The 18,023-nt window shown below is 44.0% G+C and carries 14 protein-coding genes; 6 read left to right on the forward strand and 8 right to left on the reverse strand.

The genetic code is table 11. From position 1 onward, the window contains the following. Position 1 precedes the first annotated feature (1 nt). The gene (locus L4C35_RS18845) at positions 2-670 is read right to left on the reverse strand and encodes a CatB-related O-acetyltransferase (protein WP_428464344.1); all 669 of its coding nucleotides are present in this window, start codon (positions 668-670) and stop codon (positions 2-4) included. Between the two features lie 410 nt (positions 671-1,080). Here L4C35_RS18845 and L4C35_RS18850 point away from each other — a divergent pair, with 410 nt between their 5' ends. After that, positions 1,081-1,779 carry an HAD-IA family hydrolase gene (locus tag L4C35_RS18850; protein WP_428464345.1) on the forward strand — a complete coding sequence of 233 codons (699 nt, stop codon included), beginning with the start codon at positions 1,081-1,083 and terminating at the stop codon, positions 1,777-1,779. Positions 1,780-1,858: 79 nt separating this feature from the next. On the opposite strand, the gene L4C35_RS18855 is transcribed toward L4C35_RS18850, so the two are convergent. Then, positions 1,859-3,181, reverse strand: a complete 1,323-nt coding sequence (locus tag L4C35_RS18855) for a tetratricopeptide repeat protein (protein WP_428464346.1) — start codon at positions 3,179-3,181, stop codon at positions 1,859-1,861. A 134-nt stretch (positions 3,182-3,315) separates the two neighbouring features. After that, positions 3,316-3,540, reverse strand: coding sequence for a helix-turn-helix domain-containing protein (locus tag L4C35_RS18860; RefSeq protein ID WP_428464347.1), 225 nt, complete (start codon positions 3,538-3,540; stop codon positions 3,316-3,318). A 461-nt stretch (positions 3,541-4,001) separates the two neighbouring features. Between L4C35_RS18860 and L4C35_RS18865 the strand changes: the two genes are divergently transcribed. Together L4C35_RS18865 and L4C35_RS18870 are read left to right on the forward strand one after the other, a co-directional pair. Next, the gene (locus tag L4C35_RS18865; protein WP_428464348.1) at positions 4,002-4,721 is read left to right on the forward strand and encodes a hypothetical protein; all 720 of its coding nucleotides are present in this window, start codon (positions 4,002-4,004) and stop codon (positions 4,719-4,721) included. Between the two features lie 82 nt (positions 4,722-4,803). Beyond that, positions 4,804-6,102: a serine hydrolase domain-containing protein gene (locus tag L4C35_RS18870; protein WP_428464349.1), complete on the forward strand. Its 1,299-nt coding sequence runs from the start codon at positions 4,804-4,806 to the stop codon at positions 6,100-6,102. A 169-nt stretch (positions 6,103-6,271) separates the two neighbouring features. On the opposite strand, the gene putP is transcribed toward L4C35_RS18870, so the two are convergent. The 4 genes from putP to L4C35_RS18890 all read right to left on the reverse strand — a co-directional run bounded on the left by putP (position 6,272) and on the right by L4C35_RS18890 (position 12,921). Then, positions 6,272-7,768, reverse strand: a complete 1,497-nt coding sequence (gene putP / locus L4C35_RS18875) for a sodium/proline symporter PutP (protein WP_428464350.1) — start codon at positions 7,766-7,768, stop codon at positions 6,272-6,274. A 169-nt stretch (positions 7,769-7,937) separates the two neighbouring features. Then, positions 7,938-8,636, reverse strand: a complete 699-nt coding sequence (locus L4C35_RS18880; protein WP_428464351.1) for an aldehyde dehydrogenase family protein — start codon at positions 8,634-8,636, stop codon at positions 7,938-7,940. 36 nt (positions 8,637-8,672) lie between these two features. Beyond that, entirely contained in the window at positions 8,673-11,798 is a 3,126-nt protein-coding gene (gene putA, locus L4C35_RS18885; protein ID WP_428464352.1) for a bifunctional proline dehydrogenase/L-glutamate gamma-semialdehyde dehydrogenase PutA, read from the reverse strand. 355 nt (positions 11,799-12,153) lie between these two features. Further along, positions 12,154-12,921, reverse strand: a complete 768-nt coding sequence (locus L4C35_RS18890; RefSeq protein WP_428464386.1) for a helix-turn-helix domain-containing protein — start codon at positions 12,919-12,921, stop codon at positions 12,154-12,156. Positions 12,922-13,590: 669 nt separating this feature from the next. Here L4C35_RS18890 and L4C35_RS18895 point away from each other — a divergent pair. The 3 genes from L4C35_RS18895 to L4C35_RS18905 all read left to right on the forward strand — a co-directional run bounded on the left by L4C35_RS18895 (position 13,591) and on the right by L4C35_RS18905 (position 17,068). Beyond that, on the forward strand, positions 13,591-14,544 hold the full coding sequence (locus tag L4C35_RS18895) for an AEC family transporter (RefSeq protein WP_428464353.1): 954 nt from the start codon (positions 13,591-13,593) through the stop codon (positions 14,542-14,544). Between the two features lie 89 nt (positions 14,545-14,633). Then, positions 14,634-15,824 carry a putative manganese transporter gene (locus L4C35_RS18900; protein ID WP_428464354.1) on the forward strand — a complete coding sequence of 397 codons (1,191 nt, stop codon included), beginning with the start codon at positions 14,634-14,636 and terminating at the stop codon, positions 15,822-15,824. A 566-nt stretch (positions 15,825-16,390) separates the two neighbouring features. Continuing rightward, positions 16,391-17,068 (forward strand): helix-turn-helix transcriptional regulator, encoded by a 678-nt coding sequence (locus L4C35_RS18905; protein ID WP_428464387.1) that lies wholly within the window; start codon positions 16,391-16,393, stop codon positions 17,066-17,068. A gap of 162 nt (positions 17,069-17,230) precedes the next feature. On the opposite strand, the gene pdxH is transcribed toward L4C35_RS18905, so the two are convergent. Then, positions 17,231-17,875 carry a pyridoxamine 5'-phosphate oxidase gene (pdxH, locus tag L4C35_RS18910; RefSeq protein ID WP_428464355.1) on the reverse strand — a complete coding sequence of 215 codons (645 nt, stop codon included), beginning with the start codon at positions 17,873-17,875 and terminating at the stop codon, positions 17,231-17,233. Between the last annotated feature and the right edge of the window lie 148 nt (positions 17,876-18,023).

An 18,023-nucleotide genomic window follows, 5' to 3' on the forward strand; every position in this document is an offset into this window, starting at 1 on the left:
TCTAGCGATTGGCGTTCCACACGACATAGCGCTCATATAGTGCCGTAATATCACCGCTGCACATCAAATCCATGTTCGCTTGTAATCGTTCTAGCGGCCAATCCCACCAGCACATATCCAGCAGCATAGTAATTTCATTATCACTAAACCGCTTTTTCACAGCCTGGCCTGGGTTACCAACCACAACGCAATAGGGTTCAACATCTTTCGTTACAACCGCCCTTGCTCCTATCACAGCACCATGACCTATCGTAACCCCAGGCATGATCACGCACTCAGTACCTAACCAGACATCATTACCTATTTGTGTGTCACCCGCTCGCTCAAAGCCTGATTTCACTTTATCGCCAAACACTTTGTAATCAAAAGGAAAGGCAGAAACCCAATCGTGTCGATGCCCTTGGTTACCCGCCAACATCAAGGTGGCACCAGAGGCTATCGAGCAGAACTTACCTATAATCAGCTTATCAAGATCTGGAAACATACCAGATTCCCATACTTCTCGGCTGGGTTTATCGCCCATCAGGTAACGCACACACTGATCTTCAAAATGTTTTTCGTGGTAATAGCCAGAGTAATAGCTGTATTCACCCACCTTGATATTCGGGTTAGTCAGGTGGTGACGGATCTCATACCCACTTAACCAAGTAGGAAAAATAGAAGATGCCATAGATGTCCTCTTATCATTTTTATACCAATGCCATCAATTGACTCAGTAACATATGACACAAAGAAAACATCATGGTTACTCATAGATCAGCTTGGTATCATTTATTTGCCACTGCTTTATCGCATTCTCACACTATACGCCTTCTATGTGCTCGGTTTCAGTGCGAAATACTATTTATCAGTATAGATTGTCTATACCTCCCCCTTGCGATCTCCTTTGGGGCTCTCACTACTGAGAATACAGCGTGGCTTTTTAAGCTTGCGCAGCGTCTCATTTATCGCATCTATCCAGCCTCGACATATGATTAAGATAACAAAAGTATTCAATTGCGATTGTAGTCATTTGTCGCTCGTATTATCCCTATCAATATAAAAAAAATAATGACCACCTATGCACACACAGGAGCCAGAATGAAAAAATCTACAGACATTCAGTGCATCATTTTTGACTGTGATGGCACTTTGGTCGATAGTGAAAAGCTCAGCCAACAAGCACTGGCTGAAACCTTTGCGCAGTTCGGTATCACACTGGATGCAACAAGTTACTGGCAGCACTTCAAAGGAGGAAAAATGTCCGACATTCTTGCAGAGACCTGCACGCGTGTCGGGTTAAACGTGCGAATAGATGATCTTGAGCCGATATATCGGAAGGCGTGTAAACGCATATTCTTGCAGGGTATTGAGCCTATTGCAGGTGTACCTGAGCTGCTTGATACCTTGAATAACCAAGGCTACCAAATGTGTATTGCATCCAATGCACCGATTGAAAAGATTAAGCATACACTCGAGCTAACAGGGCTATACCATTATTTTGTCGGCAAAATTTTTAGTGGATTTGAAGCCAATAGCTGGAAGCCAGAACCTGATGTGATTCATTATGCCGCTATGCTAATGGGGGTGCCATTGAACCAATGTATCTTTATTGATGATACCGTCCGTGGAGTAGAAGCCGGTATTAATGCCAACATTCAGACCTTCCATTTACTGTCGACACCTGGGGGGCAAAAAATTGAACACCCCAACGTCATCCCACTCAATAATATGGCTGAATTACTGGGCTACCTTGTACCACAGAAAGAAAAAGAGACATCCAATTCATGCCCAGCATAAACGGAGCAGAATACAACCGCCCCAGTTACACGCTATTACCGCGTTAAACGAAAATCTAGATACAGGGCTGTTTAAAGCCCTATTTGGTAGGTGTCTTTGCTGATGTGCTGTTAGCGATGTCGTTATTCAATGAATCCCACGATGAAGACCAATTCATGGTTTGATATTGCTGTGAGCCAGCATGATTGCAGTCATCTTGCGTTTCTAATGTTGCATCGTCAGACTCGGTGGGCGCAACAGGCGAAACCGCGTCCACTACGTGATCATCAAGCTGGGTAATACTCGCAGAACGCTCTGTATCAACCTTGCTGTTGGCAAAAATAAACTCTTCACCGTCTATCAACATATCATCTGATGCCAAGTGCTCTAACTGCTCTGTGGTTGGGCGATAGCCATCACGGGAGTAGACTTTATCAATCAAGTGAATAATGGCATTTTCAGGCACTGTCGGTTCAGCCAAACGGCGATAAATGGTCTTGGTCAGGCGCTGCACTTCGAGAATAGATGTGATCCCAACAACTTGAACAACATCGTCACGCTCTTTCTTTGCCTCTTTAAGCCCACCAGCATAAGCTAAAGACAACCAAATATAAGCAATGGCAGCATCGGTGGCCGTCGAACCTAGGTGCATCTTAGCAGCAAGGTACTGAGCTTCTGTATTGCCTTGCTCGGCAGCTCGCTCAAGCCAGTAAACAGCACGTGCTTTATCTTTCATGACACCAAGGCCACTTTGGTAGCAAAAAGCTAGCTTCACAAAGGCTTTAACATCATGATTAATAGAAGCGCGTAATCGCCAACGAAAGGCTTCTCTGGGATTATTTTTGGGGTTCATTTCAGAGACAAACCAGTCCCCTAAAAATAGCTGTGCAGGCACATAATTCATTTCTGCCGCGATTTGAATATTATCAACACCCGCGTCAATATTCACCTCGGTGCCATAGCCACGAATTTGGTAGCGACCTAAATCAAATAGTGCATCTTGATTACGGTGTTTCGCTTTAATGAAAGACTCCCAATACAGCGAGCGGGCCTCACCGTTTGGATCTTCTACATCTAACTTGCACAGCCTAGCTAAGGCATGCTGCCCAATTTCGCTTCCTAAGTCCGCCGCTTTTTGATACCACCGAACGGCAGCTGGAATGTTATTAACTTCCGCTTCTTTGGCTAAAGAGAGCAGACTGGGAATATGCCCGGTTTGTGCTTTAAATACCTTTTCTTCATGTTCAGCAGCTTTGGCTTTTTCTAACACCAACTGATACTTTTCAGCTTTCAGCACTTGCTCACGGCCTTCCTGCTCTTTTCGTCCCGCCGCTTTAAAATAACGGTGTACAAACCAAGCAAGCGGCACAGTTAAAGCGCCAATACCAAGCGAAAGCGTGGAAAGTTGATCCCATGAAAACAAAGTTATTACCTTTTTACGAATACAGATACGCTATGATACCGTTTTTTTTGCTATTTTTTGCAAAAAATCCGTAAAAATCACACTAAACGATGCTAACAGTCATTTTTCCCTATATTCATTAACTCAGGCATTCATTAGCGTTTAGGCAGCATCAAAATCGTTTTGATCTGATGGAGCTTATTGCCTTTATCGCTGCAAATAACATTCAAAATGTCCAACAACGCTTTTGTTTGCGTTGATGGGGCTTTTCCACCTTCTAAATACTGATAATTTCTCAATGTCATACGAAGCTTCTGGCTCATCTCTTGCTGAGTACAACCTAGCTCTTCGCGTAACTGTTTAACGGTCATCTGTGTCATCAGCCTTCCTTACTTCAAGCGAAAAAAAACCAGCCCATCAGGGCTGGTAAGCAAATACTTATTGGTAAGTAATTCAAAATACATTTGAACCAAATAGGATTTTCATGAAAAAGACAGTTAGCTTACAAAGCAACTGTGACATTGAACATATTAACAAGCGCACGTTTGATGTCAAATGGATTTTAGGCATTAACCGAATTTGACCGAAATAAATAAATTTAAGGTTATTTTATAAGGTGGGAATGCGACACATTATTTTTCCGTAAGGTTTCTTTCTCAGCCCCCTTTTTATATAGCCTCCCTCAACATGCTCTCGTAACATGGAAAATATCAATAATGCATAAAAAACAGGTGTTTTGTTCATAACCCGATCTGCATCAAACAAACACACTTGATGACTCAACATCAAACCATTATAGTGGAGCTATAAAAATGACAGTGACTGTTTAGGACTCTCTTTAATGAAAATCAAATTTTTACCTTTACTCGCTCTGGCAACATTTCCATCATTCGCAGAAGAAAACCAACCAGACCCTGCCGATCTGACTCAAACAAATACGTTTATTTGGGGACAGGTAGGCAATAAGGATTACACCCTTACAGGGGGAATTGCAGGGAACTTAACGGAGAAATTTAGTTATCTGGGTCTATTGGAACACTCCCGTACTTGGAAGCGTGATAGCGGTGAAGCCAACGATAATACTCGCGCTCGCTTGTTTGGTACTCAAGACGTTGAATGGAGTGCTATTTCAAAAATCGGTTTATCCGTTGATTACATTAAAGGCCACAAAGATACAGCATTTGATACAACAGCGGCAGGGGCTATCGCAAAAGTCGAAACAGGTCTTGATTGGTTGGCGCTATTTCCAAACTTAGCCTACGTCGAAATTAACTCGCGCACAAATTCAGCTTTAAAATCAAAAGGTTATCAGGCAAATCTTTTTGCTTCTATTTATCTTGATGAAGAAGGTAAATATCTAATGGTACAACCACAATACACAAATACCGAATACGTTGATGTTAAAAAGCTTGAAGTTTCTTACGGACAACCACTGTCTAGTGACGGTAAGTTATGGGCAGATTTAAAAATAGGTTACACCAAAACCAGCGGTAAAAAACTACTGGCTGACCTCAATGACTCAGATAAACAAATTAAAGCTGGTGTGTCTTACTACTTCTAACCGACACACGATTGTTTGACACTATTTTACAATGAAACATGGAAGCATCATTGAGATGCTTTCCCTTCAACGGGGAGTTGAAATGACAAAGAATATTATTACTACTGCACTTTTAGGTTTAGGTCTATCACTGACAGCGACAGCAGCAACACTACACCCGGCTGACCAAGCATTTTTAGATAAAGCGGCACAAATGACAATCACCCAAGAAAATTGGGATAGTGTCGAATACGTAGCAGCAACACTGCCAAATGCCTATAAATTTACTAACCACTACCGTATTAGTCGCGGCGTGTTGGGGGGTAAATCCAATGTGTTAACAGCTGAAGAGTTCAAGAGTAATAAACAACTTGATTTCAACGCCCTGAAAGTAGAAGCAATGGACGGTGAAATGCCATTAGATATGTTTTTACGTGATCGACTAAAAAATCATTCTATGGTTGTACTTAAAGGGGATCAGCTAGTCCATGAGCATTACTGGAATGGCATGGATGAGCACTCTACTCACCTAGATATGTCAGTAACCAAGTCCTTCACCGCTATGCTGGCAGGCATTGCAGCGGCCGAAGGTAAACTTGATATGTCAAAGCCTGTGACTTTCTACCTACCTGAACTCAAAAATACGGCTTGGAAAGATGCGACGGTACAAGAAGTGGCTGATATGCGTACGTCATTAAAGTTGATGACCTCTCCACATAAAACGTGGGATGTACGTATGACGGACTCACAAAATTGGCATGGCGATAAAAATGCAGAAGCTTATCCAAATGGTATTGCTGACTACATGCCATTTGTAACAGACATTACCGAGCCAATGGGTACGGCCTACGCTTACCAATGCATTAACACTGAAGTGCTTGGTAAAGTCGTTGAACGCGCAACAGGTGAAAACCTCGCCAACCTACTGGAAGAAAATATTTGGACGCGTATTGGTGCTGAAAATGATGCATTTTATATGTCTGATGCCACTGGCTACCCTGTTGCATCTGGTGGTTTAAATGCTGCAACTAAAGATTTAGCGCGTGTTGGCCGTATGATCCTTAATGATGGTAAAAACTACGTTGGCGAGCAGGTTATTCCTAAAGCCTTTATCGATGCTCTGTGGGCAGGTAACGATGAGGTAAAATCAGCTTGGCTTAAAGGTAAAGAGTCTGCACTCGCAGAAGGCTGGTACAAGGATCAATTCCGCATTTTAAAAGTACCAGGCCATACCATTCTTGCAATGGTGGGGATCCACGGTCAAGTCGTTGCGATGGACAAAGAATCAGGCACTGTTATTGCGATGAATGGTGGTTACACCCAAACAGAAACGCCACGTATGGCGATGATGATCTTCCATAAGGTTATTCCAACCATTTTGGATGCAACAGCGAAGCAATAAGCCTTCAACGGAGGCTATCTCAGTGCTAGAGAATTAACACTCTCACACCATAAAAAAGCCCATCAGTAGTTATACTGATGGGCTGTTCATCTCTCTGCAATATCTATAATGCGGTTATCAGTGGTTGTAACCAGCAAAAACGATCAGTGAGTTAATTAACTATCAGGCTCTAATCAAACTCAACCAAGTTCTTTTCGTATTGATCAAACTGCGCTTCAACGTCGCTTGAAGCATTACCCGTTAGTGAACTCACCGCAATAATCGAAATTGTTGCCAGAATAAATCCAGGAACGATTTCGTACAGATCGAAAATACCGCCATTCAGTTGCTTCCAAATCACCACCGTCATCGCACCGACCACAATACCCGCAAGAGCACCATTACGGTTCATGCCTTTCCAGTAAAGGCTCAACAGCAGTGCAGGACCAAACGCAGCACCAAAACCAGCCCATGCATAAGACACAAGGCCAAGTACTGAGCTATCAGGGTTCATTGCAAGTACCAATGCCACAATCGATAGGATAATCACGGCAGCGCGGCCAACAGTCACGATTTCATCTTGAGACGCTTGTGGACGGAACACTTGCTTGTAGAAATCTTCAGCCAACGCTGATGACGATACCAGTAGCTGTGAATCCGCTGTACTCATGATCGCCGCCAAGATAGCCGCAAGTAAAATACCCGCAACAACAGGGTGGAACATAGAGTTAACCAACAGCATGAAGATTTTCTCGCCATCCGCCAAATCACCCGCCAGTTGGTTATCGACGTATAAGATACCGACCAAGCCCACTAAAATGGCGCCGATCATAGACAAGGCAGTCCACACCACGGCAATACGACGCGCCGTTGCAATATCAGCATTTGAACGGGTTGCTTTAAAACGAGCAAGGATGTGCGGCTGGCCAAAGTAACCTAGCCCCCACGCGGCCAGTGAAATGATCGCAATCGCGGATAATGGCTCACCTTTGACATCATTAAACAATGTCATCAGTTCTGGGTTTTTCAGCTCTAATGCTGCTGTTAAATCACCGACACCGCCACTCATTGCTGCAATCGGCACGATTAACAGAGCGGCCGACATTAATAGTCCTTGTACCAAGTCTGTCCACGATACCGCTAAGAAACCACCGAATAAGGTGTAAGACACCACACAAACAGTACCGACAATAACGGCAATGGTGTAATCAAGACCAAACACAGTTTCAAAAAGTTTACCGCCTGCAACCAAACCTGAACTGGTGTAGAAAAGGAAGAAGAGCAAAATGAAGAAGGCTGAAATGGTTTGGATTAATTTCGATTTATCATCAAAGCGGCGCGCTAAAAACTCAGGTAGCGTTAGTGCATTGTCGGTCGTAATACTGTACGTACGTAACCGTTTTGCACAAATTAACCAGTTAAGCCAAGTGCCTAATAACAAACCGCCAGCAAGCCAAAATGACTCAATACCCGCTGCATATGCGTAACCGGGTAAGCCCAATAGCAACCAACCACTCATGTCTGACGCCCCGGCAGATAACGCCGCAGGCCACGGCCCGAGTGTACGTCCACCTAAAAAGTAATCGGCTGAGTTCGATGTGCGCTTATAGGCAATATAGCCAATGGCCATCATAGCGATGAGGTAAGTAATAAACGTACCTGTTATCGCAAAGCTGTTTTCTATCATTCTAGAGTTCCCTCACTGATAGTCCCAGTCATAGCTGGGACTTTGGTTATAGCCTTTGATGCAGTTCATCAATAGGCGTCTTGCAACCCACGTATGCTGCTATTGATTGGTGTTATGCGGCCATGACGTCATAACGGTTCACAAAAAGCAGAACACGTGAAAGTGGTTGTTAGTGTTCTTCCCCGCTGCCGAGCTCCAGCAAAGTGGCGTTCCCGCCGACAGCAGTGATGTTTATGGTACGAGTGCGTTCGGTAATAAAACGCATGGAATACGTTGGGCTACCAATTACAGGCAACTGCGTACAATCTGTTTCAGCAATCAACTGCGCCAATAAACCATTACGTTCCGCTAATTGACGTGCCAAGTACTGAGCCGTACTTGGCTGTCCCGCAAACGCGATACCTGCCACCTCGGTATTCGCCACCAGTGCCGTTAGCTGCTCATGATCGGCAGATTGCACGATATTGAGCGGGCAGCCTGCGAGTGTCAGTTGGTTAATGACGTTGCCAGCTTGCACGCTCGCAGTAATGGGTAGGCATAAAATGACACTGTTACCATTGACTAATGCCGCTGTGAGTTGGCCGATGATTGCTACATCTGTGGCTTCATCGTCGGCGGTAACCACGAAAGTGCCGCGACCAGCACTGTACAATTCATTGGTTTCGCCTGTAGGACCAGGCATCAGCAAGGTTTCGCCAACATGTTCTTGTGCATTTAAGCATTGAAAGGCAACCATCTTTTGGCAATTGAGATCTAAGTTACTGGCCCATGCCGTCAGAATACGGGTGCGCTGTTCATACCCCAGCGCATTCCAGTTTTCCCACGCCGCTAAACTATTATTCACCAACGTCTGAATTTGATTTTTCATCTCTATATCCTTGATCTGTTATTGGCTTAGCGCGTATTACACGGCGTAAACATCTTGGGTGAAACGGTACAAGTAGTGTGGTCCCCCCGCTTTCGGGCCTGTGCCTGATAGGCCTTGCCCACCAAACGGTTGTACCCCAACAACAGCACCAACCTGATCACGGTTGATATAACAGTTACCCACGCGCATACGTTGCTCTATGTAGCTGTACGTGCGCTCATTACGGCTGTGTACACCCAGTGTTAAGCCAAACCCAGTGTGGTTAATTTGATCAATGACTTGGTCAAGCTTGCTTGCTTCAAATCGCACCACGTGCAAAATAGGGCCAAAGTTTTCGTTTTCTAATACATCAATATTGCTGATTTCGAAGGCCGTTGGAGCCACGAAATCCCCGTACTGGCAAGCATCAGGTAACTCTGCTTGAGCAATTAATGTCGCGCGGTTTTTCAATGATTGGATATGGGTAACAAGCTTGTCACGCGCGGTTTGGTCAATCACAGGGCCAACATCGGTGCTGTGCAATTCAGGGCGACCGACCGACAATTCCGCCATTGCCCCTTTGATCAAGCCAACAATGCGATCGGCGATATCTTGTTGAACAAACAGCACCCGCAGAGCTGAACAACGCTGACCCGCAGAGGCAAACGCTGAGCGAACCACATCTCGCACCACTTGCTCTGGCAATGCCGTACTATCAACAATCATGGCATTTTGTCCGCCAGTTTCAGCTACAAACGGAACAGGATCACACTCGCGTGCCACCAAGGTACGGTTAATGCGTTGTGCTGTTTCTGTCGAGCCTGTAAAAGCCACACCTGCGATACGAATATCCGACGTTAATGCCGTACCCACTTCGGCGCCTGTACCCGGTAGTAAGTGAATCACTCCGCTAGGAATCCCTGCTTCAAGCAGCATTTCGATAGCTCTAAATGCAATGATCGAAGTTTGCTCAGCAGGTTTTGCCACCACAGTATTACCCGCCACTAATGCCGCAGACACTTGGCCTAAGAAAATCGCCAGAGGGAAATTCCATGGGCTGATACAAGCAAACACACCACGGCCTTGGTAAGTCAGCTGTTTCGTTGATCCATCATAGGCTTCGATAACATGAGGTTGCGCAAATTCAGTGGCCGCTTGATGGGCATAAAAGCGACAGAAATCAACTGCTTCACGAATTTCATCAATACCATCTTGAATCGTCTTACCCGCTTCACGGTGACACAGTGCAACCAGCTCACCCGTGTTAGCTTCTAGTAAATCAGCTAAACGCTCTAAACAAGCGGCACGCTCTGCGACAGGTGTTTGTGACCATGCAGGGTAGGCATTTGACGCAGCATCAATTGCCTCAATCACCAAATCGTGCGATGCAAAACGTACTTCACCCACCGATTCACGGCGATCGTAAGGTGCAGTGATCGCTTGTACCTCACCAGCGAGGTGCTCATCAACGACACGCTCACCGTTAACAAGTGGGCCCGCTTGCCATTGGGTATCAGCAAACGCATCAATCGACGCTTTAAAAGGGGTCCATTCCGATTCAATATCGATATTGATCCCTGCTGAGTTTTGACGAGACTCACCAAAAATAGCAGGCGGTAACGCAATCAAACCATTGTGTAAACTAGGGCGTGATTGAAGAATATCGACAGGGTGTTCGATCAAGGTCTCAATCGGGCAATCAGCATCAACAAGACGGTGGACAAAAGAACTGTTAGCCCCGTTTTCAAGTAAACGACGCACTAAATACGGCAGCAGATCTTTATGACTCCCTACAGGGGCATAAATACGAACATTGGTTTGGTACATGTCCATCGCATGGTTATAAAGTGCATCCCCCATGCCGTGCAGACGTTGAAATTCAAAATCTTTATGTGCTGCCATGGCAACTATGGCAGAGACAGTATGGGCATTATGACTGGCAAACTGCGGGTAAATCAGGCCACGAAGGTGGGGCGCAAGCAACAAACGTGCACAGGCTAAGTACGAGGTATCCGTCCCCTCTTTACGTGTGAAGACAGGGTAAGCAGAATAGCCACTTTGTTGTGACATCTTCAGTTCGCTATCCCAATACGCCCCTTTCACTAAGCGCAACGGGATCACGTCACCTTGCTGCTTACTTAGCGCGGCTAACCAAGCAAGGACAGGAAGTGCGCGCTTAGAATAAGACTGCACAACCAAACCAAAACGTCCCCAACCTTTTACTTCGTCAGAACGGTACAGCTTTTCAAACAGTTTCAATGATAGCTCTAGGCGATCGGCTTCTTCGGCATCAATCGTGATCCCGACATTCAGCTCTCGTGCACGGGCTAATAACGAAAGAACCGATTGATACATCTCGGTGAGTACGCGTGCTTCATTCGCGACATCGTAGCGTGGGTGCAGCGCCGACAATTTAATCGATACTGTAGGATCGGGAGATTTCGAATTGCGATAGCTGTCTCGACCCACCGCCTCGATCGCCATGATGTAATCTTTGAAATATTTCTGGGCATCTTGTTGAGTGAGCGCCGCCTCACCCAACATATCAAACGAGTATGTAAAGCCCAGATCACGTTTGTCTTTACCGTTCTTCATCGCTTCTGCAATGCTGCGGCCCAAAACAAATTGGTGTCCCATGATCTTCATTGCCTGATTCATGGCTTGACGGATCACAGGCTCAGACATTTTATTGACCAAACGGTTGATCACATGGCTTGGCTGACCATCAGCCTTCGCATCCATAGTGACCACCTTCCCTGTTAGCATTAGCCCCCATGTGGAGGCATTCACAAACAAGGATTCTGAATTTTTCAGGTGAGACTTCCAATCCGCCACACTGAGTTTGTCACGAATAAGTGCATCTGCCGTTGCAGCATCAGGAATACGCATTAACGCCTCAGCCAAGCACATTAATAATATGCCTTCTTTCGTATCTAGGCTGTATTCAAGTAGCAAAGCATCAATCATTTGTACCGCAGTTTTGTCTGCGCGTACTCGTTCAATCAGCTCAGTAGCACTATCTGTAGTCTGTTTACGTTCTTGCTCAGATGGCTCAGCCATAGGAAGTAATTGGGCTAACCACTGCGATTCATCCACAGAATATAATGGAGAAATTAATTGCCACAGCTCTGATAACGGCTTATCAATAAAAGATGGCTGAAGTGCATCTGCCGCATTAAACATAATCATTCCCTCAATAATGGTTCTTGATGCAACCACAATAAATGTTACACCAGTGTTACTATTGAGGGATCATATTTTCAGCCACTCACTTAGTCTTGCTATATTCTCCGATATTTTTTAGAAAAAGTCCGTTTTTTAACAAAATCAGACACAGAACAGCAGCTTTTTATGTCATTTTTTAATATTTGACTATCAAAGCGCTTATTTGCACGGCGTACAAAATAAAAAACAGACCGAGTTGAGCCAATCCTTGGCAACTAAGGTGACTCGAAGTATCAAAATGAATAATAGAAAACGAAGGTATACCGTAAAGGCATGAATCAAGAGGAGGGAAAATCGTCGAATGACGTATTGCCTAAAATGCCTTTCGGTATTTAGCTGGTGGCATGCCATAACAACGAGAAAAAGCTTGGGTAAAACTACTCTGACTACCAAACCCGCACGACTGAGCTACCTGCGCTAAACTCAGGCTTGATTCATTGAGTAGCTGCTTAGCGAGATCGAGCCTTTTTTGCAAAACATAATGATGAGGCGTCATGCCCGTTTGAGTCTTGAAGAGTAAATGGAATTGGCTTTCCCCCAAATACACTAATCCAGCCAACTGCATAACCGATATTTTACGCGTGATATGCTGAAGAATGTATTGATCGACAATATCCATGTTCAAACGTGGTATATGGCGGTCTGATGCCAAGGGTTTAAAGTGACGTTGTAACACGCACATTAAAGTATCGGTACAGGCTCTACTTAGTAGTAAATCATCAGGGCTTGCCATCATTTCCGCTGTCAGCGCTTTTATTAAGGTCTGCACTTGTGTATCAAGATGGAAATAACTTGATTGCGTAAAGAGCCGCTCTACTCTCTCTGTTGCGTATTCATGTTGCGCCAACACTTCTGGAACATTCAACACTAAGATTTCATTTTTGCCTAAACCAGAAAAAGCATGCTCTGAATCTGCACTCACCAAGCAACCCTGACCTGGACCAACCAAATTACCGTAGCCTTCGATATCAAATTCAGTTTGGCCAGATAATCCAATCACCACTTGGTTATAGCCATGATTGTGATGTGCCATTTGCTCTGGCAGCATGACAATTTCAGAGGGTTTGTATTTTTCAGCCATAATATTCAGGTCATTCATCTAATTGGCTTCATTGAGGGGGCAAAGACTACTACATAATAGAGCAAAAGCGAAAAAGCAGATGCTTAACTCTCTATGAATAATGGAACAATGATCAAGAGAAGCCAATGTTACGGTGAGTGTTATTTCAACTTATACTTTGGCCGACTAAAGCCTGATAAGCAAAGGGATTTACTGGCTGAGCTTTTACTGCTATTTATCGTTCCACAAACCTAAAACAGTACAAACACCAATAATTACTTTTAATATCATCAGGTTAAGTAAATATCGTCCTTGATCATCGTTCCTTAGTTTCAATAACGCCACACTGTAAACATATTCTAGTTGGAAAATGCATCTACCTACACGTGATCATCTTTCCAAGGTCGTCGTAGATCAACTCCAAGATCTCACTTGATCATAGTTCCAGTTGAATCTACACCCACCGTTAACTAGTCACTCTTGATCATCGTTCTGTTGATTTTAAAGGGCTACAGCGTGATCACGCCCGAATTACATCGCCGTTAATTGTGCTTACTAAGCCACAAACCTCCAATCAGTGATCTTCGTAAGATCACGAGGCGGTAATACTACATCACTCTTTTATTAATAAGTCATACATTTGCCCTGACATTCTGTGGTAAAACAACCGAGAAGGCGCAAGGAGTGACCATGTCCGCATTTATCGATCAGCTATTTTTTTCTATTTCCGTAACCGGCCCGATTTTTATTATGCTCGCACTTGGCGTCGTTCTAAAATCGAGAGGCTTAATCGATGACAAGTTTACCGAAGGTGGTTCTCGGCTTGTCTTCAATGTAACCCTTCCTGCTTTATTGTTTCTTAGTGTGGTAAAAGCTGACTTACAGCAAGCCGATCACTTCCAACTTATCGCGTTTGCACTGATCGGTAATTTGATCCTGTTTGGACTATTTGAACTTTTCTGCGGAACGATGATCAAGAAACGATCCGATATCGGGGTCGTGGTTCAGGGATCATTTCGCGCCAATACCGGCATCATTGGCCTTGCCTACGCTGCCAATGCATACGGTGAAGCGGGCTTAGTGATAGGTTCGTTATATGTCGCAGCCATTACGGTACTGTATAATATTTTGGCCGTTATCACGCTCACCCGCCATTCTGAAACCAACACCCCATTAAATATTCACCAGTTGTTGCGTTCTATTGTTCGTAATCCATTGATCATTAGTATTTTCGCGGCCGTACCTATTTCTTATCTTCACATTGAACTCCCTGCTATTTTGCTGCAATCGGGGCGCTACTTTGCCGATATGACTTTACCTCTCGCTCTATTGTGCACAGGTGCCAGTTTGGATTTCAGACAGCTCAAGCAAGAATCAACCAGTGCGAACGTAGCAAGCGTCGGCCGACTCATCGTCGCCCCTGCCGCCCTCACTATTGCAGGCTATTTAATTGGCTTTAGACAGATCGAACTCGGTATTATCTTTTTAATGTCTGCCGCACCCACCGCAGCAGCTAGCTATGTTATGGCACATTCTATGGGAGCAAATGCCAAGCTTGCTGCAAATATCATCGCCTTAACAACGATAGCCTCCACATTTAGCTGCAGCCTTGGGATCACATTACTTAATATGTGGACAAAATAGCGATAAAAACCAATTGATAACGATTCTCATTTGCAGTTTAATAGACTTAATGACGTTAATGTCACAACTGGTACAGTGGAGTCTATTCAATGGCAGCGTTACAAAAAGCATTACATAATCAGTTTCAAACACAGCAGTGGCGAATAGTAAACAAACGTTTGATCTTGCCAGTGATCTTATTTGCACTATTAGCCGTCCCATCAACACGCGAGATCACCGTCACGGTTCTATCTGATGCTTTTTGGCAAGTCGCGGCCTATGTTGCTGCAACGCTGACGATTTACCACATTATTGCTAATAAAATGAACCAGCAAAGTCGGCTAAAATCATTATTAAATAGCCATTCACGGTATCAAGTTGTCTTTGCTGCACTGATGGGGGCACTACCCGGTTGTGGCGGTGCGATAGTCGTAATTACCCAATATGTGCGAGGCCAGCTTAGCTTCGGTGCCGTTGTTGCGGTTTTAACAGCGACTATGGGTGATGCCGCGTTTTTATTACTCGCTGCGCAACCAAGTACTGGGCTATTAATGATGGCTATTGGCTGTACTGTGGGTCTTATCTCTGGTTGGGTTGTTGATGCAATTCATGGTGATGACTTCATGCGCCCTAAAGAGCGCTCTAATCAGGCCTCGGTTTCCGAGCAGCAAGAAACAATCACGTCGCCAACGGTGTTAAAACTTCAAGGACAGTTTTGGAAGTGGGTACTTGCTCCAGCGATTGTGATCGCGATTATGGGATCGCTTCAAATTGATATCGACCAAACCTTCAAACTGAGCACAGGTACTATTGATATCATAGGTACCGTTGCCGTCATTATGGCTTTATTACTCTGGGCACTATCGCGTGATATCACTGACTATGAGTCCGCCGTTTCAGAAGATCCTAAATTGGCATCTAGCCACATGTACCAACGCATCGCTCAAGATACAAACTTTGTGACAAGCTGGGTAATAGGTGCGTTTTTAATATTTGAACTCACCATTTTTTGGACAGGTGTCGATCTACAAGCGCTTTTCTCTAACTGGGCATTACTGATCCCGTTAATGGGGGTGGTGATCGGCTTATTACCTGGTTGTGGGCCACAAATCATCGTCACAAGCCTATACCTGTCTGGTGCTATCCCCATGTCTGCACAAATAGGCAATGCAATTAGTAACGATGGTGATGCCCTCTTTCCTGCCATCGCCCTCGCGCCAAAAGCAGCACTGATAGCGACACTCTATTCGACACTGCCCGCGATCCTTGCAGCCTACGGTTATTTTTTCCTCTTCGAGTAAGTTAATTTATAATCGATTTAAGATTTATTCATAACTAGACGCCTTTATCTATAATAAAGGCGTTTTTTTTATTTCGGCTCTACAATGCTAATCGGTTATAAAAACCACAACTTACCATCACTTTCTCGATCCAGCTCACACAACACATCGCACCCACAAGAAATTATAAATGTCAATAGGTGAATTCCCCCCTACCTGTACTGCGTACGGTTCGTTATATTTCATCTTGTAGGCAGCAACGTGGATATGCGTTACTACTTACAGCATTCTTTTTGGATGCTCTCCAATAGAGAACATATCAGTATAAACCCTCATACTGATCAATATGAACTTCATTGGATACCTCTTCTACACGTCGTACAGGATTGTGCTCTTAGGAGTCAAACTCTTGTCTTTGCCGGCCTTTATGGCCGGCTTTTTTTTATTTATTTACACTTTTGTCTAAAAATCCGTCACGCTAGCCTTGTAACATTTACGAAAGTGATTAAACTCACAGTTGATCCATGACTATTAGCCCGATCTAGGCATACCGCGTGACAGATAAATTAAATCCATCCTTACTTAATATGTTCAGTCAGCTTCCTGGGTGTTGGGGCTGTAAAGATAATGACTCAAGATTTGTATTTGCGAATCAAGAATATGGCAATATTATTGGCGTAGACCATCACTTAGATTGTATTGGCCGAACCGACTTTGATATGCCAAGCCCAACCGCTGAATGTGCTGAATCTTTTATTATTCAAGATCAGCAAGTTATGGAATCAGGAAAAAGATTAAAAATCCTTGATATTCACCCTTATTCAGATGGTAACTGGCGCGCTCACTTATTTACCAAAACACCGTGGAAAGATGACGACCAAAATACCATCGGTACGATCTTTTCAGGTATCGAATTAAAAGATACGGCAATTTTAGAAGTCGGCCATTGGATTTGCCGAGCGGCAGGCCTTAGTAAGGAAAGGCAGGCTTCGTTTAGCCTAGACTTGAGCCATCACCACATTACTTTAAATACTCGAGAGTCCGAGGTATTATTTTTACTACTTTATGGTAAAAAACCTCAATATATTTCTCGAGTGCTCAATGTTTCAGTAAAAACTGTTGAAAATTATGTATTAAGGCTTCGAGAGAAGTTTAATGCTAACTCAAAAAATGAACTCATTGATTTAGCTCTCGATAATGGTTTTGGATCACATATTCCAGAAAGTATGCTCAATAGGCAACTCTCCGTTATTTTAAAAGAGTAAAAACCATTCATTTTATAATGTGTTTCTTGTTGGAATTTATACGCAACAATAAATTATTATATCTTTCGATCTATCCATTTTAATTATTCAAATATAACCACAGCCTATATTTGCATATAAACATGTTGAATAATAAAAGCGCCAAATAGGCGCTCTTTTAATTTAAGGTGCTAAACGCTCAACATGCCATGACGAATTATCATCATCGCTTAATGAAAATAAAAAACGATCATGTAGACGATGCTCGCCCCCCTGCCAGAATTCAACAGAAGTCAGCTTTACTCGGTAGCCCCCCCAGAAAGTTGGGACAGGTACTTCCCCTTGAGAAAACTTCTGCTTCAATTCCATATATTTGCCTTCTAGCGCCTGCCTTGCTGTTAAACGGCTACTTTGCTTGCTGGCCCATGCCGCTATTTGACTTTCTTTTGGCCGAGAAGAGAAATATTTAATAACCTCGAATGCTGACAGTTTTTCTGCAACACCAGTTACATGTACTTGACGCTCAATGCCATGCCAAGGGAAATGTAAGCTAATTTTGGCATTATCCGCTAAATGCAGTGCCTTGCGGCTACCAAGGTTGGTATAGAACACAAACCCATCTTCATCAAAGTGCTTCAGCAAAACGATACGCTGGAAAGGTTGACCCTCTTTATCTACCGTAGCCACTGTCATTGCCGTAGGATCCGTCAGCTTTGCCTCAATCGCCTGATCAAGCCACTTACGAAATAAAGATACCGGTGACGTAGGTAAATCGTTACGGCGTAACCCTCCTCGGGTGTATTCTCGACGAATATCAGACAAGTCCATTGTTATCTCCACTGATTAACGGGATATCGGGTGATCACTTCAATCACACTAACTGGTGGTTATAATACGATAATTCCCACTGCAAATGATCAATTAATCCTAGTCGAACAAAAAATCCATCTATTAGCGACGCTGTGCATAGAAAACT

It is taken from the genome of Photobacterium kagoshimensis (genome assembly GCF_050337045.1).
Taxonomy (GTDB): domain Bacteria; phylum Pseudomonadota; class Gammaproteobacteria; order Enterobacterales; family Vibrionaceae; genus Photobacterium; species Photobacterium kagoshimensis.

Coding starts and splice junctions, on each gene's coding strand:
- L4C35_RS18890 (WP_428464386.1), bottom strand. CDS start 12,921: ATGGCTGAAAAATACAAACCCTCTGAAATTGTCATGCTGCCAGAGCAA.
- putA (WP_428464352.1), bottom strand. CDS start 11,798: ATGTTTAATGCGGCAGATGCACTTCAGCCATCTTTTATTGATAAGCCG.
- L4C35_RS18865 (WP_428464348.1), top strand. CDS start 4,002: ATGAAAATCAAATTTTTACCTTTACTCGCTCTGGCAACATTTCCATCA.
- L4C35_RS18895 (WP_428464353.1), top strand. CDS start 13,591: ATGTCCGCATTTATCGATCAGCTATTTTTTTCTATTTCCGTAACCGGC.
- L4C35_RS18860 (WP_428464347.1), bottom strand. CDS start 3,540: ATGACACAGATGACCGTTAAACAGTTACGCGAAGAGCTAGGTTGTACT.
- pdxH (WP_428464355.1), bottom strand. CDS start 17,875: ATGGACTTGTCTGATATTCGTCGAGAATACACCCGAGGAGGGTTACGC.
- L4C35_RS18900 (WP_428464354.1), top strand. CDS start 14,634: ATGGCAGCGTTACAAAAAGCATTACATAATCAGTTTCAAACACAGCAG.
- L4C35_RS18880 (WP_428464351.1), bottom strand. CDS start 8,636: ATGAAAAATCAAATTCAGACGTTGGTGAATAATAGTTTAGCGGCGTGG.
- L4C35_RS18845 (WP_428464344.1), bottom strand. CDS start 670: ATGGCATCTTCTATTTTTCCTACTTGGTTAAGTGGGTATGAGATCCGT.
- L4C35_RS18870 (WP_428464349.1), top strand. CDS start 4,804: ATGACAAAGAATATTATTACTACTGCACTTTTAGGTTTAGGTCTATCA.
- L4C35_RS18905 (WP_428464387.1), top strand. CDS start 16,391: ATGTTCAGTCAGCTTCCTGGGTGTTGGGGCTGTAAAGATAATGACTCA.
- L4C35_RS18850 (WP_428464345.1), top strand. CDS start 1,081: ATGAAAAAATCTACAGACATTCAGTGCATCATTTTTGACTGTGATGGC.
- putP (WP_428464350.1), bottom strand. CDS start 7,768: ATGATAGAAAACAGCTTTGCGATAACAGGTACGTTTATTACTTACCTC.